Origin of the sequence: Rhodococcus triatomae (assembly GCF_014217785.1) — a bacterium.
GTDB classification, from domain to species: domain Bacteria; phylum Actinomycetota; class Actinomycetes; order Mycobacteriales; family Mycobacteriaceae; genus Rhodococcus_F; species Rhodococcus_F triatomae.
The window spans coordinates 4,494,798-4,516,864 of record NZ_CP048814.1 but is presented as its reverse complement, the minus strand read 5'-3'; the positions used below and the strand labels follow the sequence as shown (position 1 = coordinate 4,516,864).

At 70.1% G+C, this 22,067-nt stretch carries 19 protein-coding genes; 16 read left to right on the top strand and 3 right to left on the bottom strand.

The window, feature by feature from the left end; all coding sequences use genetic code 11:
• Positions 1-19: 19 nt before the first annotated feature.
• The 6 genes from G4H71_RS21435 to G4H71_RS21410 all read left to right on the top strand — a co-directional run bounded on the left by G4H71_RS21435 (position 20) and on the right by G4H71_RS21410 (position 5,212).
• Positions 20-1,219, top strand: coding sequence for an FAD-dependent monooxygenase (locus G4H71_RS21435; protein WP_246442716.1), 1,200 nt, complete (start codon positions 20-22; stop codon positions 1,217-1,219).
• The gene (locus tag G4H71_RS21430; protein WP_083343103.1) at positions 1,216-1,998 is read left to right on the top strand and encodes an IclR family transcriptional regulator; all 783 of its coding nucleotides are present in this window, start codon (positions 1,216-1,218) and stop codon (positions 1,996-1,998) included. Before G4H71_RS21435 ends, G4H71_RS21430 begins: the two co-directional genes overlap by 4 nt.
• 48 nt (positions 1,999-2,046) lie before the next feature.
• Positions 2,047-2,643, top strand: a complete 597-nt coding sequence (locus G4H71_RS21425) for a CHAP domain-containing protein (RefSeq protein WP_072740067.1) — start codon at positions 2,047-2,049, stop codon at positions 2,641-2,643.
• A gap of 82 nt (positions 2,644-2,725) precedes the next feature.
• On the top strand, positions 2,726-3,265 hold the full coding sequence (locus G4H71_RS21420; RefSeq protein ID WP_072740068.1) for a hypothetical protein: 540 nt from the start codon (positions 2,726-2,728) through the stop codon (positions 3,263-3,265).
• A gap of 216 nt (positions 3,266-3,481) precedes the next feature.
• Complete coding sequence (locus G4H71_RS21415) at positions 3,482-3,634, top strand: adenylate cyclase (protein ID WP_139183267.1); 153 nt, start codon at positions 3,482-3,484, stop codon at positions 3,632-3,634.
• Between the two features lie 168 nt (positions 3,635-3,802).
• Positions 3,803-5,212, top strand: a complete 1,410-nt coding sequence (locus G4H71_RS21410; RefSeq protein ID WP_072740069.1) for an NAD(P)/FAD-dependent oxidoreductase — start codon at positions 3,803-3,805, stop codon at positions 5,210-5,212.
• 11 nt (positions 5,213-5,223) lie between these two features.
• Here the strand turns inward: G4H71_RS21410 and G4H71_RS21405 are convergent, their stop codons facing one another.
• The gene (locus G4H71_RS21405; RefSeq protein WP_072740074.1) at positions 5,224-5,670 is read right to left on the bottom strand and encodes a PaaI family thioesterase; all 447 of its coding nucleotides are present in this window, start codon (positions 5,668-5,670) and stop codon (positions 5,224-5,226) included.
• A 273-nt stretch (positions 5,671-5,943) separates the two neighbouring features.
• The gene (locus G4H71_RS21400) at positions 5,944-6,693 is read right to left on the bottom strand and encodes a hypothetical protein (protein WP_072738252.1); all 750 of its coding nucleotides are present in this window, start codon (positions 6,691-6,693) and stop codon (positions 5,944-5,946) included.
• A 173-nt stretch (positions 6,694-6,866) separates the two neighbouring features.
• Here G4H71_RS21400 and G4H71_RS22435 point away from each other — a divergent pair, with 173 nt between their 5' ends.
• The 3 genes from G4H71_RS22435 to G4H71_RS21390 are packed head-to-tail and all read left to right on the top strand — an operon-like array spanning position 6,867 to position 10,305.
• Positions 6,867-8,330 carry a FecCD family ABC transporter permease gene (locus G4H71_RS22435; RefSeq protein WP_072738251.1) on the top strand — a complete coding sequence of 488 codons (1,464 nt, stop codon included), beginning with the start codon at positions 6,867-6,869 and terminating at the stop codon, positions 8,328-8,330.
• On the top strand, positions 8,327-9,424 hold the full coding sequence (locus tag G4H71_RS21395; RefSeq protein WP_072738250.1) for a FecCD family ABC transporter permease: 1,098 nt from the start codon (positions 8,327-8,329) through the stop codon (positions 9,422-9,424). The genes G4H71_RS22435 and G4H71_RS21395 overlap by 4 nt, the downstream gene beginning before the upstream one ends.
• Positions 9,421-10,305 carry an ABC transporter ATP-binding protein gene (locus G4H71_RS21390; RefSeq protein ID WP_072738249.1) on the top strand — a complete coding sequence of 295 codons (885 nt, stop codon included), beginning with the start codon at positions 9,421-9,423 and terminating at the stop codon, positions 10,303-10,305. Before G4H71_RS21395 ends, G4H71_RS21390 begins: the two co-directional genes overlap by 4 nt.
• Here the strand turns inward: G4H71_RS21390 and G4H71_RS21385 are convergent.
• Positions 10,292-12,805, bottom strand: coding sequence for an MprF family protein (locus tag G4H71_RS21385; RefSeq protein WP_246442875.1), 2,514 nt, complete (start codon positions 12,803-12,805; stop codon positions 10,292-10,294). The genes G4H71_RS21390 and G4H71_RS21385 overlap by 14 nt on opposite strands.
• 211 nt (positions 12,806-13,016) lie before the next feature.
• On the opposite strand from G4H71_RS21385, the gene G4H71_RS21380 reads away from it, so the two are divergent.
• From G4H71_RS21380 to G4H71_RS21350, 7 genes are all read left to right on the top strand, one after another.
• Positions 13,017-13,436 carry a BlaI/MecI/CopY family transcriptional regulator gene (locus G4H71_RS21380; RefSeq protein ID WP_072738247.1) on the top strand — a complete coding sequence of 140 codons (420 nt, stop codon included), beginning with the start codon at positions 13,017-13,019 and terminating at the stop codon, positions 13,434-13,436.
• Positions 13,437-13,494: 58 nt separating this feature from the next.
• The gene (locus G4H71_RS21375) at positions 13,495-14,472 is read left to right on the top strand and encodes a M56 family metallopeptidase (RefSeq protein ID WP_072738246.1); all 978 of its coding nucleotides are present in this window, start codon (positions 13,495-13,497) and stop codon (positions 14,470-14,472) included.
• A gap of 269 nt (positions 14,473-14,741) precedes the next feature.
• Complete coding sequence (locus G4H71_RS21370) at positions 14,742-16,592, top strand: DEAD/DEAH box helicase (RefSeq protein WP_072738245.1); 1,851 nt, start codon at positions 14,742-14,744, stop codon at positions 16,590-16,592.
• A gap of 206 nt (positions 16,593-16,798) precedes the next feature.
• Entirely contained in the window at positions 16,799-18,244 is a 1,446-nt protein-coding gene (gene gnd / locus G4H71_RS21365) for an NADP-dependent phosphogluconate dehydrogenase (protein ID WP_072738244.1), read from the top strand.
• Positions 18,237-19,571: a DEAD/DEAH box helicase gene (locus G4H71_RS21360; protein ID WP_072738243.1), complete on the top strand. Its 1,335-nt coding sequence runs from the start codon at positions 18,237-18,239 to the stop codon at positions 19,569-19,571. The genes gnd and G4H71_RS21360 overlap by 8 nt, the downstream gene beginning before the upstream one ends.
• Before the next feature lie 4 nt (positions 19,572-19,575).
• Positions 19,576-20,454, top strand: coding sequence for a DMT family transporter (locus G4H71_RS21355; RefSeq protein ID WP_072738281.1), 879 nt, complete (start codon positions 19,576-19,578; stop codon positions 20,452-20,454).
• 6 nt (positions 20,455-20,460) lie between these two features.
• Positions 20,461-21,897, top strand: coding sequence for a GuaB1 family IMP dehydrogenase-related protein (locus G4H71_RS21350; RefSeq protein WP_072738242.1), 1,437 nt, complete (start codon positions 20,461-20,463; stop codon positions 21,895-21,897).
• Positions 21,898-22,067 lie beyond the last annotated feature (170 nt).

Here is a 22,067-nt window from a genome sequence, read left to right as displayed (position 1 = left end):
CCGAACTAATCGTTCATTGATGAACACATTCCTGGGAGGTCACATGTCGAACGTCGCCGGAACCCGTGCGGTCGTCGGAATCGCCGGAGCCGGAATCGGTGGCTCCACCGCCGCCATCGCGCTGCGCCGCCTCGGTGTCGAGGTGGAACTGTTCGAACAGGCGCCCGGCTTCGCCCGCGTCGGTGCCGACATCAACCTCACCCCCAACGCGGTTCGGGCACTCGACGGCCTCGACATCGGAGACACGCTGCGGCTCACGGCGGCTCAGCCGACGCACCGGATCAGCCGGACCTGGGACACCGGTGTGGAGACGTCGCGGATCGAGATGGCCGATCACGCCGTGGAGCGGTACGGGGCACCGCAGTTGACCATCCACCGCGCGGACCTCATGCACGCTCTCGAAGACGCGCTGAAGGACGTCCGGATCTCCTTCGGGAAGAAGCTCGAGTCGGTGGCCGACGGTGACCGCCTCCACCTGCAGTTCGCGGACGGGACGAGCCGTGACGTCGACATCCTCATCGGTGCCGACGGCATCCATTCGGCAGTGCGTACCTGGATGCTGGGGCCGGAACAGCCCGAGTTCACCGGCGTCGTCGCGTATCGGGCGCTCGTCGACACCGAGCGGCTGGCCGGACTACCGAACCTGGACGCGTTCACCAAATGGTGGGGCCCGAACCCGGAGACCCAGATCGTCACGTTCCCCCTCGACCGGGGCCGGACGACCTTCGTCTTCGCCACCACTCCCCAACCGGAATGGGCGGACGAATCGTGGACCCGGCCGGGCGATGTCCGCGAGTTGCGCGCCGCCTACGCCGACTTCCACCCCGAGGCACGTGCCCTGCTCGACGCCCGCGACGACGTGCTCATCTCGGCCCTCTACGTCCGCGACCCCCTCGCCACCTGGCGCCGCGGGAACGCAGCCCTTCTCGGCGACGCGTGCCACCCTATGATGCCCTTCATGGCACAGGGAGCAGGTCAGGCGATCGAGGACGCGATCGTGCTGTCCCGATGCCTCGCCGGTGGATTCGCGTCCACTGCAGAGGCACTGGACACCTACCAGAGCCTGCGGCTCCCCCGGACCTCCGCGATCCAGGTCGGCTCGCGAGGGAACAGCTGGCTCAAGGCGTCCGGCACCGACACGCAGGAGCCGGCGGGCGAGCTCGCCATCGACCCCGACACGGTCTACGGGTACGACGCGTGGAACGTTCCCCTGCGGTGACCACGAAGGACGGACATCAGGCGCCGCCGACCACCGCACTCCGACGCGCACTGCGGCTCCTCGGGTACGTCGCCGCGGGCGGTGAAACCGGCAACGTCACCGAGGTCTCCCGCGAGACCGGAGTCAACCGGGTCACCGCCATGCGGTTGATCGCGGAACTCGAGGCCGACGGCCTGCTCGAGCCCGCCCCGGGCGGGGGGCACCGCATCGGGGTCGGTTTCCTCACCGTCGCCGCCGCCGCCTTCCGCGGTCAGGGACTCCCCGACCTCGCGGGCCGGGTGCTCCGCTCCGTCGGCGCCGCGACCGGGATGTCGGCGTACCTGGTCGTCCTCGACCGAGCCGACGCCGTCTATCTCATGCGCGAGATTCCCGACCGTCCCCTGGTCAGCAGCATTTCGATCGGAAGCCGGGTGCCCGCACACCTGACCACGCCCGGCCGAATCCTGCTCGCAGACCTACCCGTCGACGAGGTCCACGCCCGAGTCGGTCCGGAGCCGCTGGCCGCGGCGACCGTGCACAACCCCACCGACTACGCCGAACTCGACGCGCTCCTGGAGCGGGATCGGACCGCAGGATGCGCCTGGAGCAGATCCGGGTACGAACCGGGGATCGACTCGTGCGCAGCGCTCGTCCGAGACCGCAGCGGACGCGGCGCCTACGCGATCAGCGTCGCCGGCCCGGCGGCCGACACCGCCGACCGACCGGACACGACGAGCCTGATCGAGGATGCCGTCCGCCGCGGAGCGGACGAACTCTCCACCCTGCTCACGCCCCTGTAGCCCTGCCGCACACCGACACCGGCCGGCGGCCCGGCTAGATTCGACGGCATGACGACATCCACCCGGGGCACCCGGCGTCGCCGATACCTGTGGGCGGGCGCCGCCGTCGTCATCGCCCTGGCCATCGCCGTCGCCGGGGTCCTGTGGTGGGCGCCCAGCCGGTACCTGCCGTGGGACAGCGCACCCTTCCCGGAGATCGACCGCTCCTCCCTCGACGCCGGTCAGGCCCGCGTGGTCGACATCCTCGAGACCGAACACCGCGCGGGGCGTCCCGGTACCCACTACTCCGAGGGAATCGAGGAGGAGTGGTGCGCCGACTTCGTCAGCTGGGTGATGCGCGAGGCCGGAATGCCCCTGTCGAATCCCCATTCCGGACACTGGCGCATCCCCGGCGTCTACACGCTCCAGGAGTATTACGAGAGCGTCGACCGTTTCGAGCAGGCAGGCGGAGGCTATGTCCCGCGCATCGGCGACGTGGTGCTCTACGACAACACCAGCTGGGTGGGCCAGCACACCAATGTCGTCGTCGCGGTCGACGGAGACACCGCGACGACCGTGGGCGGTAACGAGTTCGGCCGGGTCCGGGTCCACACCCTCGAGTGGTCCGGGGATTCCGCCGTCGTGGGTTTCGGTCGCCTGAGTTGAGCGTCGGATGTGCGCCGATCCGGCGTATTCGCCCCGCAGATGGGTACAGTTCCGACAGAACCGACCATCGAGGGGTAGACGAATGACCAATCCGTACGGAGACGACCCGACCCGCGCCTACGGCAGGGAGCAGGAGTATCCGTCCTACGGGAACCAGCCCCAGTACGCCGGCAACACCGGGCATTCGGCCGGGCAACAGCGGCCCGAGCAACAGCCGAAGGTGGACAACGGCCCGTTCTTCGCCGGTATCGGGGCGACCGCACTCGTGGCCGCGATCGCCGGATGGGTGGTCACCGCCATCCTCCAGGCCGTCTACAACCGCTTCGAGTGGGGCACCGTCTGGGCGTACGGGCTCGTCGATCCGTGGACGGCGGCCTTCACCGGTGCACTGGCCGCAGTCCTGTCGGGCGCACTCATGTGGCTGCTCGTCCAGGGTGTGCCCTCCCCTCTCACCTTCTACTCGTGGATCGCGGCGCTCATCGTCGTGGCAGTCGTCGCGCTGCCGTTCCTCGCCGCGCAGTCCTGGCAGGCTGCTCTCGGCGCCGGCATCGTGCACGGCTTCCTCGGCGCCGTGATCATCACACTCACCGACGTCGTGGCCGGCCGCACCGTCCACGAATGACCCCTTCCCTATCCGGGATCGGGTGAGCGCGATGTCGGTGCGTTTCGGTGGGAGGTGCAGCGCACGCCCCGCAGGATGATATTCGGATATTCCAGCTTTTCCGTCCGCGCCCGAATTAAGCAACAGATGCGGCCGGCGACCCGCTCCACGCTCGGCCGACACGGCCCCGCTAGGTTGGTCCAGGAACGGTCCGCAACGTAACGAGAGGTGATCGGCATGTGGTCGGAAATCGGAGTCGTCTTCGGATACGCAGCTGTCGGGGCATGCATCCTCGTCGTCGTCCTGCTGGTCGTCGCCCTGTTCGTCCTGTCCATCGGCGGTGACTACAAGGACCCGCCGCGAGGCGATCGCACCGAAACTCGCAGGTAGTCGACTCCCGCCGCCGTCCACTCCCCTCCCCCACGACACGCCACGAACCTGTCGGCACCGTTTCGGCGAGAGGGACACCGACGCGGCGACTACCGTTGTCACGGACAGCAGGTGTCACGGGCCGGAGAGGTCACGGATTCACCGCCCCCGTCACGCGAGGAGTACGGAATGAGTATCCAGCCGGCGGAACCCCGCCGCCCCCAGGTGGTGATCATCGGATCCGGCTTCGGTGGCCTCTTCGCCGCTCAGGCGCTACGGAAGGCGGACGTCGACGTCACGATGATCGCCCGCACCACCCATCACCTCTTCCAGCCACTGCTCTACCAGGTCGCCACCGGCATCCTGTCCGTCGGCGACATCGCGCCCGCAACTCGGCTGATCCTGCGCAAACAGAAGAACACCCAGGTACTGCTCGGAAACGTCGAGTCGATCGACCTCGACGAGAACACGGTGACCTCGCATCTGCTCGGCCGCGACACGGTCACCCGCTTCGACAGCCTGGTCGTCGCCGCCGGTGCGGGGCAGTCGTACTTCGGCAACGACCAGTTCGCGGAGTTCGCGCCGGGCATGAAGACGATCGACGACGCGCTGGAACTGCGTGGCCGCATCCTCGGCGCCTTCGAACAGGCCGAGGTCTCGGACGACCCGGACGAGCGCCGTCGGCTGCTCACCTTCGTCGTCGTCGGCGCAGGACCCACCGGAGTGGAACTCGCCGGGCAGATCGCCGAACTGTCGCGCCGCACGCTCAAGGGCGCGTTCCGGCACATCGACCCGGCGCACGCCCGGGTGGTCCTGCTCGACGGTGCCGACAACGTCCTGCCCGTCTACGGCGGAAAGCTCAGCCGCAAGGCAGCGGAGAAGCTCGAAGATCTCGGGGTCGAGATCCAGCTCGGAGCACTGGTGACCGATGTCGACGCCGACGGCCTCGTCGTGAAGGACCGGGACGGCACGCTGCGCCGGATCGAAGCGCGATGCAAGGTCTGGTCGGCGGGAGTGCAGGCGAGCCCACTGGGCAAGCAGATCGCCGATCAGTCCGACGCCGAGATCGACCGTGCCGGACGCGTTCTGGTCGATCCGGATCTCTCGGTACCCGGCCACCCGAACGTCTTCGTCATCGGCGACATGATGGCGCTCGACAAGCTTCCCGGTCTGGCGCAGGTGGCGATGCAGGGCGGCAAGTACGCGGCGAAGCAGATCAAGGCCGGCCTCGCGGGCCACTCCCCCGAGGAACGCCCACCGTTCAAGTACTTCGACAAGGGCTCGATGGCGACGATCTCGCGTTTCAGCGCCGTCGCGCAGGTGGGCAAGCTCGAGATCACCGGATTCATCGGCTGGATCGCCTGGTTGGCGATTCACCTCATGTATCTGATCGGGTTCCGCAATCGGCTCTCGACCGTCATCTCGTGGACCGTCTCGTTCCTCGGCCGCGGGCGGGCACAGATGGCGTCCACCGAGCAGCAGGTCTTCGCCCGGATCGCGATGAACCGCATGCAGAAGGAGGACGCCGCCGCCGCCAGAGCCGCGGGCCTGACTGCGGACGAGCCTCCCGGCGGCGATCCGGAGAAGGCCGCGGGCTGACCGGTGCCGAGCTAGCGCCCGATACGTTCGGTGTCGGTGATGTTCGCGAGCCGTACCTGCCCCTTGGCCACCAGCCGATCCTGCTCGTCGGTGATGCGCACCTCCCAGAGCTGCTGAGTCCGGCCGCGGTGGATCGGCAGCCCCTCGGCCGTGAGCGTGCCTTCTCGGGTCGCCCGCAGGAAATCGGTGTTGTTGTTGACACCGACCACGTGCCCGCGCTCGCCGAGCCACACGGTGCCGGCGACGCTGGCGACCGATTCGACCACCGAGCAGTACACGCCTCCGTGCTGGATCCCGGCCGGCTGATGCAGGCTGGGCGTCACCGTCCAGGTCGCTCGCACGCGGTCCGCGGTGATCTCGGTGTACTCGAGCCCGACGAGGGCATCGAAACCCTGACCGAGTGTCTGTTCGCGGCCGGCGAGTGCGTCGCCCGTACTGCCGTTGCCTGACTCCACCATGTCTCCCACTCCATCCCGGTTCACACCGTCCGCGCCGTTCGCACCGGGCCACGGGCGGCCCGATCACGGCACTCCCCTGACTACACGATCGGTTCCCCCGACCCGACGACGGGTACCGGCAGGGCACGCGGCGCACCGGGAACGGCCGCCGAGACACCGGTGCGCCCCGCGTCTTCTCTCGACACGGGGCGCACCGTCGCAAGGACCGGGAGTCTCTGCAGCCCTCAGGACTCCGGCACGGCCCGGAAGCACGACACAACCATAAGGTAAGCCTTACCTATTGCGCAATACCGCTCCGTGCGGAGCCCGACCGGGCCGGACCCACGGGCGCACCCGCGACCGCACCGGGGCACCGGAGGCGACGAACGCGTCCAGCAATCCCTGCCCTCGCCGCTGGGCGTCGGCCCCACCGATTCCCGCGAGCAACGGGACATGCGTCGCCGCACCGAGAACGGACTCCCCCACCAGGCCCCAATACCGGCGCCGGTCGATCGAACTGCACCGCGAGAGCGAGGTGGCGACCGCGCTCAGCGAGGACATGCACCTGCTGGCGGTCCACAGGTGGAGTGCACGCTCGCACGGAACGGTCACGGTGCCGGGAGTCCCGGCAGCCGGATCGCCCGGGAGCACCCGCAGCGTCTCGTCGACGATCCCGGCCCAGTCGATGCAGCCGTCGTTGTCCATGTGTATCCAGAGGTTCTCCACCCCGCAGTCCCACGCCCTGCCCTCGAGGGCGGTCAACGCGGTCACGCGTCCGACCACCGCATGGATCAGGGAGGACGCGACCTGGAGCGCAGCCGCATCCGGGTCGCCGAGGTCGTCGACGGCACGGTCGAGCATCAGCGAGATGCGACTGGCCCGCTGCGCGCCACCCAGCGCCCACCATCGGCGTTTCCCCTCGCCGGCCATCGTCGCGACGGCGTACATGCGGGGATAGTCGGGGTGAAGTTCACGCATCCTGCTCAGGGAACGGTCCAGCACGGTCGCGGGGGCAAGAAGCGTGGCAGTCACCGGGCACTCCATTTCTCGTGTACGAAGCTGATGAGTATGAAGATAGGGTAGCCTCACCAAAATTCAATAGCCTTGCGGTCTGTGATGCCGCCCACTGGCCCGTCCGACTCGGAGCAGAATAGGGTTCCGTAACCTAAGACGGAGACGCACAACATCCGCAGTGATCCAGGAGCGACACACCAGCCGTGACCACCACACGACAACTGACCGAGGGCGTGACGCCGGACCCGGTCGAGTTCACCGGGCGACGCGCCGCCCCCGTCGGGCCGGCGCCGAAAATCGTCGTCGCGGCTGCAGCCCTCGTCGACCTCGTGCTCGCCCTGCTCCCCCTGCTCGTCGGCGCCATGATCGTGGAAGCGCTCAGCGACGAGAACGGTGGCGGCCCGGCCGACCGCCTCGTGTTCGGCGGGGCCGCGCTGGCGATCGCAGCCGGTCTCATCGTCTGGAACAACGGGTTCCGGGTCGGCCGCACCGGTGCGAGCGCAGCCATGGGCTGGTTCGGCCTCGTCGCGCGCGACCGGGACACCCGGCAACCGATCGGGGTGCGGCGGGCACTGACCCGCCTCGTCCGGCGCGACATCGAAGTCGTGCGGACCGCCACCGCCCAGGCCGAGGGCTTCGAGCCCGTCGCCGGTGACGGCAGCGTCGCCGGAGTCCGGCGGCGACGGCTCCTCGGGCTCGCCGTCCTCGTGGTGATCCTCGCCGTGGTCCTGCTGGCCAGTCTCGCGGTCGGTGCCCGCGCCCTGACGTTCCCGGAGATCTTCCATGCCCTCTTCAGCGCCGACGGCAACCAGGCCGACCTCATCGTGCGCTCCCTGCGCGTCCCCCGCACCGTCCTCGGCCTCGTCGTCGGAATCGCGCTCGGCGTCGCAGGGGCACTGATCCAGGGCCACACCCGCAACCCGCTCGCCGATGCGGGACTCCTCGGCCTCAACGCGGGCGCCGCGTTGCTCGTCGTGCTGTCGATGTTCCTGTTCGGGTTCAGCTCGCCGAGCCAGTACCTGTGGTTCGCCTTCGCCGGTTCGGCCATCGCGAGCATCACGGTCTTCGGACTCGCCTCGCTGGGCAACGGGGCATCCAGCCCCCTGAGCCTCGCGCTGGCGGGCGCCGCCGTCGCCTTCTTCCTCCAGGCGATGACGCAGGCGATCATCATCGTGGATCAGAACAGCTTGGACTCCTACCGATTCTGGGTGGTCGGCTCGGTCGCGGGCCGCGGGTTCGACATCTTCTGGCAGGTACTGCCCTTCCTGATAGCAGGGCTCGTCCTGGCCCTGGCGAGCACACCCGGGTTGAACGTACTGAGCCTCGGCGAGGACATGGCGCGCTCGCTCGGCACGAGCATCATCCGTAGCCGCACCCTCGGGATCATCGCGATCACCCTGCTCACCGGTGCTGCCACCGCCGCCTGCGGTCCGATCGCGTTCATCGGCCTGGTGGTACCCCACATCGCCCGTGCCATCACCGGCCCCGACTATCGATGGCTCGTTCCCTACGCCGGGATACTCGGCGGCGTCATGCTCGTCACCGCCGACGTCATCGGCCGCGTCGTCACGCGTCCCGGCGAACTGCAGGTGGGCATCGTTCTCGCCGTGTTCGGCGCACCCTTCTTCATCGCGCTGGTGCGGCGCAGGAAGCTGGCGTCCCTGTGAGCGTTCTCGACACCCGGTCCACCACCGAGCAGCCGACGACGGTACCGGCTCGCCCGGCGGTGCGGTTCGGCCCGTTCTCCACCGTCTTCCGGCCGCTCGGAGTCACCGTCAACCTCGCGCTGGTCGCGGCCCTGTTCGTGCTGTTCTGCCTCGAGATCGGCTCCGGCGACTACCCGATGTCCATCCCCGAGGTCGTCAACGTGCTCCTCGGTGGCGGCACGCGTGCGCAACGGTTCATCGTCACCGACCTGCGCCTGCCCCGAGCACTGGTCGCGGCCCTGATCGGGATGGCACTCGGCCTGGCCGGTGCACTCACCCAGTCGATCTCGCGCAATGCCCTCGCCAGCCCGGACATCCTGGGTATCACCGCAGGCGCCAGTGCCGCCGCCGTGAGCCTCATCGTGCTCGGTGGCGGAGGCTCGTTCATCGGCCTCCTGGCCATCCTCGGCATCCCCCTCGCGGCGCTGGCCGGCGGAATCGTCACCGCGCTGGCGATCTACCTGCTCGCCTGGCGCAAAGGTGTCGAGGGCTACCGGTTGATCCTCATCGGCATCGGTACGAATGCGATGCTCATCGCCGTCACTCAGTGGCTCCTGATCTCCGCCGACATCAACGACGCCTCGCGGGCCCAGGTGTGGCTCAACGGTTCCCTCGCCGCCGCGTCGTGGAACCAGGTATGGCCGCTGCTGGCCATCCTCGGCGTGATCGGCGCGGCCGCCCTCATCGGGTCGTTCACCCTGGGTGCGCTGCGACTCGGCGACGACAATGCCGCGTCGCTCGGTATCCGGCTGCAGTCCTCGCAGGCCCTGCTCCTGCTCGCCGCCGTCGTGCTGGCCGCGGGCGCGACCGCGGCGGCGGGGCCGGTCGGCTTCGTCGCGCTCGCCGCTCCCCAGGTCGCCATGCGACTCGTCCGTTCGCCGGGGCCCCCGCTCGTCGCCGCGGCCCTGTGTGGAGCCGTCCTGGTCGTCGGCAGCGACCTCATCGCCCGCACCCTGCTTCCGGTCGAGCTCCCCGTCGGTATCGTCACCTCCGCGCTCGGTGGCCCGTTCCTCCTGTATCTGCTGGTGCGCAACAACCGGAAGGTCTCCGCATGACGTCCCCCCACTCTCCCGAATCGCGCCTGCGGGCAGAATCGTTGACGCTGGGGTACGGCGACCGGGTCATCATCGACGACCTGTCGCTGGACATCCCCACCGGTGTCGTCACCACCGTGATCGGCCCCAACGGATGCGGGAAGTCCACCCTGGTACGCGCACTCGGCCGGCTCCTCAAGCCGAAGCACGGGTCGGTTCTCCTGGACGGCAAGGCCATCGGGACCATGCGCACCAAGGACGTCGCCCGCACACTCGGCATGCTGCCCCAGTCCCCCACCGCACCCGAGGGCCTGACGGTCGCCGACCTGGTGTCCCGGGGCAGGCACCCGCACCAGTCGTGGATCCGGCAGTGGTCCTCCGACGACGAGGGCGAGGTCGCCCGTGCCCTCGCGCTCACCGGTGTCTCCGACCTGGCCGACCGGCCCGTCGACCAACTGTCGGGCGGCCAGCGGCAGCGCGCATGGATCTCGATGGCACTGGCCCAGGGCACCGACATCCTGCTCCTCGACGAGCCGACCACGTATCTCGACCTGGCGCACTCGATCGAGGTTCTCGATCTCGTGGACCGGCTGCACGAGGAGATGGGGCGCACCGTCGTCATGGTGCTCCACGACCTCAACCTGGCCATCCGGTACAGCGATCAGCTGATCGTGATGAACCGAGGGGCGGTCGTGGCCTCCGGCAAGCCCGCGGAGGTCGTCACCACCGAACTGTTGCTCGACGTGTTCGGGCTCGAGGCCGCGGTGATCGAGGATCCGGTCTCCGACCGGCCACTGGTCGTGCCGATCGGCACCCGCCACGTCTACGGCGCCGTCGGCGGGCCGGTACCCGCGCCGGTGTCCGCCGCTCCCGCCGACGATTCGGCCGTCACGTCCGGGTGACCCGGCCGGAGACGATGGTCCGCACCAGACGGACACCCTGGCCCATCGACACGTGCGGCAGATAGGCGCGCCCCACGGCGCTGCCGATGCTCGGCAGGGCTGCGGGATCGGGAAACGTCATGTGCATCGCCTCGTATCGCGGGTGGAACTTCGACTTGAATGCGAGCAGGGAACGGAACCCGTACACGGGTTCGAGGGTGCGACCGAGCAGGTCGAGGACGTTGTCCAGTACCTCGGACAGCGTGCGAGCCCCGTTCAGCTCCGACGACTCGGCCGGCTCCGGCTCGTCCGGCTCCGCGACCTTGGCGAGCGGGGCGCCCGACAGGCTGACGAACTCTGCGCCTTCCGCCTCGAGTAGCTGGGCGGCCGAGGCGATGAGGAACTCCATCGCGGGCCGGAACACCTCGGTCCCCCGTGGCTCACCGGCACGCCGGCGCATGAAGTCCAGGGTCCAGCCGACGATCACGCCCTCCCGGTACACCGGCAGCCACGAGGTGACGCCGTGCACCGTGCGGTCCTCGTCCACGGCCACCAGCACGCGCACCTCCGGGTCGTCGAGCTCGTCGAGTCCCCCGAGCGTGAAGCCCATTTCCGGCATTCCCTTGTCGGCGACCCACTCCTCGGAGATCGCGGCGATCTGGTCGGTGATCGCCGCAGGCGCCGTGGGAAACCTCACCCACTCGGCCGAGATCCCCGACTTGCGGGCCCGGTTGAGCGCAGTGCGTACGTCCTGGAACCTCTTGCCGGTGAACGCCAGCGACCCCAGGTCGAGCACGGTCTCCTCGGCGACCTGCAATCCGCCCCACCCCAGGTCGTCGGTCACCCGGCGCACCTGACCGGTCACCGAATAGAAGCACGGGACCCATCCGTTGTGCGCCGCGTACTCGGCGAAGCCGACGACGGCGTCACGGAGCCGGTCCGGTCGCCCCACCGGGTCGCCGGTCGTGAGAGCGACACCTCCGATCACGCGGTAGGCGACGTATCCGCTGCCGTCCGGCGTGAACCAGTAACTGTTCCCCCGCCAGGTCGTCATCCACGACAGAGGGCTGCCGCTGCCCGCCTGCAGCAACGACCGAGCACGGGCCGCGTCGGCGCTGTCCGCGCCCACGGCCGGCCGGAGGAAGGTCCACGCCACCCCGGCGCACAGCCCCGCCCAGAAGACGACGCCGGTCCACTCGTAGAGCAGGGTGGCCACGGCATCGGTGGGGAGGAACCTCGGCTCGAACCATTGCAGGTAGACCGGTGGCACCAACCGTTCGGGGAAGTCGGCGATCAGGGTGGGCACGGTCGGCCCGCCGTCGAGACCGGCGCGAGCGAGCCAGGCCCCGGCGACGTACAGCGCGGCGAGCACCACGGTGAAGCCGGCCGTCGCCGTCGCCCATCGCCGGTACGTTCCCGCCGGAGCGTGGACGTCGAACAGGTCGCGCGTGGCGAGCAGGACCACGAGGATCGCGGCGGGCGCGAGGAACGGAACCAGCGTGCGGTACACGTCCGGGTCCGCCAGTCCGTAGTAGAGCGAATCCGGCGACACCGCGTCCAGGTAGCGGACGCCGAAGTTGAGCAGCGCGAGTGCCAACAGCACCACCTGTGCGCCCACGGCCCCGATCCAGGCGAACCGCCGTCCCCGACGGAGGCCGTCCGCGAGGACCAGGACGAACACCGAGGGCATGAGGGCGAGCAGGGTGGGACCGACACCGGACAGGCGCAGTTCGAGCAGACCCTGGCGGCAGTCCGTCCCGGTCGGTGCGGCGTCACAGAGTGCCCGCACCTCCGGGGCGGTCCACTGCGCTCCGCGGAACAGTTCCCGCAACACCGCGAGCGGACCGGCCGCGTGGGGTGACAGCGCCGCCAGCATCGGCCCCAGCGCGGACGCCGCGACCACGATGGCGACCAGGACGCGGCCCTCCCTGCGCGTTCCGACGATGCGGTCACCGCGGGCGGAACGTCCCACGACCGACGCACCGATTGCCAGCCCGACCACCGCCGCGGCGAGGCGCACCACGTCCTGGAGCTCGCCCCCGAACAGCGCCAGGGTGATCGTCAACGCGAGGACACCCACCCGGATCCGCCGCCGCCACAGGGTGCCCATGTCGGCGGTCGCCGCCATCAACGCCCCCACGATCCACGTGCTCGGACCCACCGCCACCCCGACGTGCAAGCGGAAACCCCACCCGGCGTCGACCAGCCGGGCCAGTGCCGCCACACCCAGTCCGAGGACACCACCCAGGACCTGCGTCACCACAGCGGCCAGGACGAAACGGCGGGATCCCATCCGCCGCTCGAGGGGCATCGCGACCGCGACGATCAGGACGGTGGCCGCCACGTAGGCGACGAGCCCGGTGCACCACAGGCCCGCGGTGAGGAGCGTCCAGACGCGGCCGTGTTCCATCGGCACGATTCCGATGCCCACTCGCTGCGCCAGGTGATGGGACGGGCCGTGCAGCACACTCCCCGAGACCACCGCGGCCACCCAGAGTGCGAGGACCAGCGCGGCCGTCACAGGCGACGCCTGGAGTCCGCCGACTCGCCACGCGCCGAACGGACCGCGACCGGCGGCCTCCTCGGCGAGCTCGTCCGAGGACCCGCTGACGTCTGTCTCACGCTTCCGTATCGACCGCACCCGTCGATTATGACCATTACCACACGACGAACTGGGGTTTTACTACTACCGGTAGTACGACGCGCGACCCCAACTTCCGTAGAATCGACCCATGGCTGGACTCGGTGAACTCGAACGCGCAGTGATGGACCACCTCTGGTCGTCCTCGGAACCCCAGACCGTACGGCAGGTGCACGAGGCGCTGTCCGCGCGGCGCGAGCTCGCGTACACGACGGTGATGACCGTTCTGCAGCGTTTGGCGAAGAAGCACCTGGTGGTGCAGCAGCGCGACGATCGCGCCCACCGCTACGTGCCCGTGCACCAGCGTGAGGAACTCGTCGCCAGTCTGATGGTCGACGCGCTCCAGCAGGCGGACCAGTCCGGTAGCCGTGCCGCAGCTCTCGTGCATTTCGTGGGTCAGGTCGGAGCCGACGAGGCCGCCGCACTGCGGGAGGCGCTCGCCGCACTCGAGGCCAAGGAGAGCGCGAAGCCGAATGCTGCTGCCGGGGCCCCGGGCACCCGCGCCGGCTGAACCGTTTCCCGGAACGCGACTTCTCCCCTGACGGGAGTTCATGCATGATGAGAGCGTCATGAACGCCACCGCGCTGGTCTTCGGAATTCTCGCCCTGCTTCTCGCCGGGCCGATTCCGGCCCTCCTCAGCCGGGCCCGCTGGCCGTATCGAGCCCCGCGGGCCGCTCTCGTGCTGTGGCAGGCGATCGCGCTGGCAGCAGTCCTCTCGGCCTTCAGTTCGGGCCTGGCCATCGCCAGCCAGCTTCTGGTTCCCGGCCCGGACGGACGGCCCACCACCGCACCACTCGCCGAGATCGATGCGCTGGGGCTACCACTCTGGCTTGTCTACGTGGGTGTGTTCGCTCTCACCGTGCTCGTCGGTGCCAAGTTGATCTTCGCCTTCCTCCAGGTCGCGATCCGCACCCGCCGACGCCGGTCCCGGCACCGGATGCTGGTCGATCTCCTCGACCACCACGGCACCCTCGGTCATCACGACCAGCGGGCCCCGGTCGCCCACGCCTCCGACCTCCGGGTGCTCGACGTGACCGAGCCGATCGCCTACTGCCTGCCCGGCCTGCGCCAGCGAGTCGTTCTCAGCGAGGGCACCTTCGCGAATCTCAGCGACGAGGAACTCGTGGCGATCCTCACGCACGAACGGTCGCATCTGCGCGCCCGTCACGACCTCGTCCTCGAGGCTTTCACGGCGGTCAACGAGGCGTTTCCCCGCTTCGTGCGCAGCAAGTCCGCGCTCGGCTCCGTGCAACTGCTCGTCGAGATGCTCGCCGACGACTCGGCAGTGCGGGCCACCGGGCCCACCCCGCTGGCGAGAGCTCTCGTGGCCTGTTCGGCCTCCACGGCGCCGAAGGGAGCCATGGCCGTCGGCGGACCGAGCACCGTTCTGCGGGTGCAGCGCCTGGCCGACGACTCCGACGACCGCGGACGGATCGCGGCCGCCGCGTACGTCGCGTCCGCGACTCTGCTGGTCGTTCCGACCATCGCCGTCGCCGTGCCGTGGCTCACCGAACTGAGCCGTCTGTTCGGTGCCGCGGGGAGCTGACGGCCGGTTCCGGAGAGGACGTGGTTCGAGACCCGCACCGATTCGCGTACACTGGTGTGCGGTCGTTGTTCACGGCCCTCACCACCTCACGTGGTGCAGTACCCGAATAGGCACACAGCCCAGTTCCCCCGCCATTGACGTTCTGCCGCCATTGACGCGTACGGACAGACCAGGTGAATTGTGCCCTGGCTCGTCCCTACCGTGCGCGGCGCCCCTCCGGCCCCACGCCGCAACGACGTGCCCTGTTGTCCCGGAGAGGCACATCCCTGATGTCCACTGCTGTCCCCATATCCACTGCTGTCCCGTCCGGTCCGGCTTCTGCCGCCACCGACGAGTCGACCACCGCCGAGCCCGGCTTCGGCGAGCTCGGGCTGCCGGACGCGCTCGTCGCGGCCCTGGCGAAGAAGTCCATCACCGTTCCCTCCCCCATCCAGGCTCGGGCGATCCCCGACGCGCTGGCCGGGACGCATGTTCTCGGCCGCGCCCAGACCGGGTCCGGGAAGACGCTGGCCTTCGGCCTGCCGATGCTCACGCGCCTCTCCGACGAGTCGCGGCCCTCGGCCAAACGACCCCGTGCCCTCGTCCTCGTCCCCACCCGTGAGCTCGCATTCCAGGTGGTCGACTCGCTGAGCCCCTACGCCGACGCCGTCGGAGTGACGGTGCGTCCGGCGGTCGGCGGAACCCCGTTCGGCAAGCAGGCGGATCAGCTGCGGCGCGGTGTCGACATCCTCGTCGCCACCCCCGGTCGGCTGGGCGATCACCTCCGTCAGGGCACGTGCGTGCTCGACGAGATCGAGATCACCGCGCTCGACGAGGCCGACCAGATGGCCGACATGGGCTTCCTGCCCGAGGTTCGTGCGATTCTCGGCGACACCCCCGACTCGTCGCAGCGACTGCTGTTCTCCGCGACCCTCGACCGCGAGGTGCAGTCGCTGGTACGCCAGTTCCTCCCCGACCACGTACAGCATTCCACCGAGGACGGCCGCGCGAGCGTGAGCACGATGGAGCATTACGTGCTGCTCGTGGACCGAGGCCAGAAGGACGCGGTCCTCGCCGAGATCGCCTCCCGCGACGGCGGCCGCACCATCATGTTCGCCCGCACCAAGCTCGGCTGCGAGGGAATCACCGACCGGCTGCGCGCGCTGGGCGTCGCCGCCGAGTCCCTCCACGGCGGCAAGGCACAGAACCAGCGGACCCGGGTGCTCGATCGCTTCAAGACGGGACGCACTCCCGTCCTCGTCGCGACGGACGTGGCGGCCCGGGGAATCCACGTGGACGGCATCGATCTGGTGGTGCACGTGGATCCGCCCGCCGATCACAAGGACTACCTGCACCGCGCGGGCCGGACCGCCCGCGCCGGACAGAAGGGCGCGGTCGCCGCGATCGTGCTGCCCAACCAGCGCCGGATGTTCAAGCGCCTCACCGACACCGCGGGTGTCTCGGCGACCGCGGTGCGGGTGACCCCCGGATCGGCGGAGCTCACCGAGATCACCGGAGCCAAGACCCCTTCCGGGGTTCCGGTGCGGCCGGAACGCAACGAGCGGTCGGACCGGCCTCGATCGGACCGCCCGTTCCGTGGTGGCCCTCCTTCGAGCCGCGGTGGCCGCCCGGGCGGCGAGCGGCGGCCTCAGGGCGATCGCCGTCAGGATTCCGACCGTCGACCGTACGGAGACCGGCCCCGGCGCAGCTCCGACGGCGAGCGTGGATCGAGCGAGTGGCGCGGGAGCGACCGCAACGGGGGCGGATTCCGGCCGCGTCAGGACGGGGGCGGCCGTCGGGACGATCACCGTCGGGACGACACGCGGGGCTACCGGGAGGACGCACGGGGCCACCGGGGCGACCGACCCGCTGCCGGCGGCGAGCGCCGCTCCTACGGAGCACGCACCGATCGTCCGCGTCAGGAACGATCCGACTCGCGCTCGTATGAGTCCCGCCCCCGCGAGTCCCGTCCCGCCGAGTCACGGTCCTACGGATCCCGTACGAACGGAGCACGCCCGGCCGAGTCGCGGTCGAACGAGTACGGCCGCCGTGAGCGTCCCTCGTCCGGCGGGTTCCGCTCCCGGACCGCTCAGCGCAGCTACGACGGCTTCGACGGTCCGCGGCGCGACCGCAACCGCTGATCGACCACCACGCCCGAGGATCGGGCCGTGATGCGAGACCGGTCGGCCACCGTTGGGTGTCCGACCGGTTTTCGTTTCCTCCCGGCACTATGGTTGCCTGAAACAGGCGGGCGGCAGCCCCACTGCGGCCCCGGGAGCCTCTGCTGTTCGCTCTCACCACCTTCGGATCGTTCGCACTCGCCCTCCCGAGAAGGAAAGCTGGAGAAATGACCACCAACGACAGTGCGCGCGCCCAGATCGGCGTCACCGGACTCGCCGTCATGGGCTCGAACATCGCCCGCAACTTCGCCCGCAACGGGTACACCGTCGCGGTGCACAACCGCAGCGTCGGCAAGACGGATGCACTCCTCGCCGAGCACGGCGGCGACGGCGACTTCGTCCGGACCGAGACGGTCGCGGAGTTCGTGGCGGCGCTGGAGAAGCCCCGGCGCGCATTGATCATGGTGAAGGCCGGCGACGCGACGGATGCGGTGATCGAGGAACTCGCCGAGGCGATGGAACCCGGTGACATCATCATCGACGGCGGCAACTCCCTCTACACCGACACGATCCGGCGCGAGGCGGCGCTGCGCGAGCGCGGGCTGCACTTCGTCGGCACCGGGATCTCCGGCGGCGAGGAGGGCGCGCTCAACGGCCCGTCGATCATGCCGGGCGGGTCCGTCGAGTCCTACGAGTCCCTCGGTCCGCTGCTCGAATCGGTCGCGGCCCAGGTCGACGGCACGCCGTGCTGCGCACACATCGGCCCGGACGGCGCAGGCCACTTCGTGAAGATGGTGCACAACGGCATCGAGTACGCCGACATGCAGCTCATCGCCGAGGCCTACAACCTGCTGCGGGATGCCCTCGGCCTCGACGTCGACGCCATCGCGGACGTGTTCTCCGAGTGGAACACCGGTGAGCTCGAGAGCTACCTCGTCGAGATCACCGCGGAGGTGCTGCGGCAGAAGGACGCCCGCACGGGAAAGCCGCTCGTCGACGTCATCGTCGATGCGGCGGAGCAGAAGGGCACCGGCCGCTGGACGGTCAAGTCCGCGCTCGACCTCGGTGTCCCGGTCACGGGAATCGCCGAGGCCGTGTTCGCCCGTGCCGTGTCCGGCTCGAGGGATCAGCGCAAGGCTGCCGTCGGGCTGGTCTCCGGCGACCTCACCGACAAGCCCGCGGACGTCGAACAGTTCACCGAGGACATCCGCCGGGCGCTCTACGCGTCGAAGATCGTCGCGTACGCCCAGGGCTTCGACCAGATCCGTGCCGGGAGCATCGAATACGGCTGGAACGTGCAGCCGGGTGACCTCGCCACCATCTGGCGCGGCGGCTGCATCATCCGGGCCCGCTTCCTCAACCGGATCAAGGAGGCGTACGAGAACAACCCCGAGTCGACCACCCTCGTCGTCGAGCCCTACTTCCGGGAAGCGATCGAGGCGGCGATCGACAGCTGGCGGCGGGTCGTGATCACCGCGACCGGCCTCGGGATCCCGGTGCCCGCGTTCGCGTCGTCGCTGTCGTACTACGACGGGTTGCGCGCGGAGCGCCTGCCCGCCGCGCTCACCCAGGGACAGCGCGACTTCTTCGGCGCACACACCTACGAGCGGGTCGACGAGGACGGCAAGTTCCACACCCTCTGGAGCGGGGATCGCAGCGAAGTCCGTGCCTGACGAGCAGCCCGGCGCGGAATCCGTGCCGGGCTTCGCGGAACTCGGGCTCCCTGTCGTCGTCGTGCATGCACTGCGACGACAGGGAGCCACCCGCCCCCGCGACATCCAGGTGCGGGCCGTTCCTCCCGTCCTCGCCGGACGGGACGTCCTCGGCCGCGCGCCCACCGGTTCGGGAAAGACCCTCGCGTTCGGGGTCCCGATGCTGGTGCGGCTCACCGGATCCGCGTCGCGGCCGAGTCGGCCGCGGGCCCTGGTGCTGGCACCGACGCGCGAACTCGCGGACCAGATCGTGGCGGCCCTGGACGAGCCGGCGCTCGCGCTCGGCATGCGGACCACCGCGCTCACCGGCGGCAGCCCGATCGGCCGCCAGGTGCAGACTCTCGCCCGGGGCACCGACCTCGTGGTCGCCACCCCCGGCCGCCTGCTCGACCATCTGCGGCGCGGCTCGGTGCATCTCGACGACGTGGTGGTCACCACCGTCGACGAGGCCGACCATCTCGCGGAGCTCGGTTTCCTGCCTCAGATCACCGAGATCCTGGACACGACCCCCTCCGCCGGACAGCGGTTGCTGTTCTCCGCCACGCTCGACGGGGACGTCGGATCCCTGGTGTCCCGGTACCTGCGGGACCCCGTACGTGTGCACACGACAGTCGATGCGCCCCCGGCGCGGATGACCCATCACGTCCTCGTCGTGGACAAGGCGGACAAGCCCGATGTCGTCGACCGGCTCGCTCGCGGCACCGGCCGGATACTGCTGTTCGTGCGCACCCAGGCGTGGGCGGACCGGCTCGTGGCCCGTCTGGTGGCCTCCGGTGTCGACGCCGACGTCCTGCACGGCGGAAAGTCGCAGGCCTACCGCTCCCGCGCCCTGGCGCGGTTCACCGACGGCACCACACCGGTACTCGTCGCCACGGACGTCGCGGCCCGCGGAATCCATGTGGACGACGTCGCGCTGGTGGTGCATGCCGATCCACCGTCCGATGCCAAGAGCTACGTGCACCGTGCGGGACGCACCGCCCGTGCCGGGGCCAGCGGCACCGTCGTCACCGTCGTCACCGAGCAGGAACGCGACGCCACACTCGTGCTCCTCGAGCAGGCACAGATCTCCCCCGCCGTACATCGGACCCGGCGCGCGGACCCGGTCCTGGAGCGGCTCGCCGGTTCGCGGGCCGCCCCCGCGCCGCCCGGCCCACGTGCGGCCACCGCACCGCAGGCGCCGCCGACCCCACCGCGTGGACGACGACGGCGAGGCGCCACCGACTCCCGCGACGGGGCGAATCCGCGTTCGCGAAGTCGCCACGGGCGCCGCGGCCACCGATCAGACTGAGTGGATGGAAGCCGGACTCGCGGCGATCGCGTGCGCACTTCTCGCCGCGCTGCTCGCGGCGGTCGGCGCGGTCGCGCAACAGAAGTCCGCGGAATCGGTCCCGGACTCGGGACCACTCCTCGCGCGACTCATCCGGGCACCACGGTGGTGGGCGGGAGTCGTCGGTGACGGCGGCTCCTACGTCGTGCAGGCCGTCGCCCTCGCGCTCGGCTCCGTCCTGGTCGTGCAGCCCCTGCTGGTGGCCTCCCTCCTGTTCGCGCTGCCGCTCTCCGCGCGCTGGTCCGGGGTTCGCGTCAGCGCCCGCGCCTGGGGCCTGGCCGTCGCATTGGCAGTTGCACTGGCGGTCTTCCTCGTGGTCGGGGACCCCACCGAGGGTGGGATCTCCGCTCCGGCCGAGCGATGGGCGCTTCCGCTCGCCGGGGTGCTCGCGGTGGTCGTGGCCGCCACCGTCGTCGGCTCGCTGCGGATCGGGGCACAGTGGCGGGCACTCCTGCTCGGAACGGCGGCAGGCGCTCTCTACGGTGTGGCCGTCGCGTTCACCAAGTACGTCGTCGACCGGCTCGAACACGGGGTGATCCCGCTCGTGTCGAGCTGGCAGACCTGGGCCCTCGTCGCGGCCGGGGTCACCGGCTTCTACCTTCAGCAGAAGGCCTTCCAGGTGGGTCCGCTCTCGGCGTCGCTACCGGCCTTGACCATCGCCGAGCCCCTCGCGGCGGTGTTCCTCGGCATTTCCGTGCTCGGCGAACGGCTGCAGACGGGCGACCTGGGCTTCGTCGTCGTCGGCCTCGCCGTGGTGGTGATGCTGGTGACCACGCTCGGCCTGTCCCGCGCCCGGGCCGAGGTGGCCGAGGAAGGCGAAGAGCGCGAATCACCGGTACCATAGGGCCACGTGCGATTCCTCGAAGGCCATCGGCCCCCTTACGACCTCACGTACGACGACGTCTTCCTCGTCCCGAACCGTACGGAAGTCACCTCCCGGTTCGACGTCGACCTCTCCACCGTCGACGGCACCGGCACCACCATTCCGATCGTCGTGGCGAACATGACCGCCGTGGCAGGCCGCCGCATGGCCGAGACCGTGGCGCGCAGGGGCGGCATCGTCGTCCTCCCGCAGGACGTGCCTTCCCGAGCGGTCGCCGAGACCGTCGCGTTCGTCAAGAGCCGTCATCTCGTCGCGGACACCCCCGTCACTCTCGGCCCGGACGCGGCCGTGTCCGACGCCCTCGCCCTGCTCACAAAGCGCGCCCACGGCGCCGTGGTCGTCGTCGAGGACAACCGCGCCGTCGGTGTCGTCACCGAGGAATCCTGCGCGGACGTGGACCGCTTCACGCGTCTGCGTGCCGTTGCCGTGACCGACTTCGTCACCGCGCCCGTGTCCGCGGCACCGCGTGAGGTGTTCGAGTTGCTCGAGGCCCGGCACGACGACCTCGCGGTGATCACCCACGACGACGGCACCCTCGCGGGGGTCCTCACCCGGACCGCGGCCATCCGGGCCGACCTGTACCGGCCCGCCGTGGATGCGAACGGCCAACTCCGGATCGCCGCCGCGGTCGGCGTCAACGGCGACGTCGCGGCCAAGGCGAAGGAACTCGTCGATGCCGGTGCCGACATCCTGGTACTCGACACCGCGCACGGCCATCAGGAGAAGATGATCGACGCCCTGCGCACCGTCCGCGCGCTGGAGCTCGGGGTACCCCTCGCCGCGGGCAACGTCGTGTCCGCGGCCGGGACACGCGACCTGGTCGAGGCGGGCGCCGACATCGTCAAGGTCGGTGTCGGTCCCGGCGCCATGTGCACCACCCGGATGATGACCGGTGTCGGCCGACCGCAGTTCTCCGCCGTCCGCGAGTGCTCCGACGCGGCGCGTGAACTGGGCGCCCACGTGTGGGCGGACGGCGGTATCCGCCATCCTCGCGACGTGGCCCTGGCGCTCGCGGCCGGCGCGTCCAACGTGATGATCGGATCGTGGTTCGCCGGGACGTACGAATCGCCGGGAGACCTGCACGTCGACCACGACGGCACGGTCTACAAGGAGAGCTTCGGCATGGCGTCCAAGCGCGCCGTCGCTGCGCGCACCGCCTCGAACACCGCCTTCGACCGGGCCCGCAAGGCCCTGTTCGAGGAGGGCATCTCGAGTTCCCGGATGCGGCTGGACCCCGAGCGCCCCGGGGTCGAGGATCTCATCGATCACATCTGTTCCGGAGTCCGCAGCACCTGCACGTATGCGGGGGCCCGCACGCTGGGCGAACTGCACGACAAGGCGGTCGTCGGTGTCCAGTCCGCGGCCGGGTTCGCGGAGGGCCGTCCGCTCCCCGGCGGCTGGTGACCAGGGGGCCGCGGCCAGCCGGCAGCCGAGCCGACCGGTAGGATCGGCTGCCGAAACTCGTCGCGCCGGGGCTGCTCGCCCCGGCCGGCCCCCGCCGCGTCCCCCTTCCGGACACGGCCTCGTCGAAAGGAATCCGGTGCCCGCGGCACCCACACACTCAGGCACGCCCG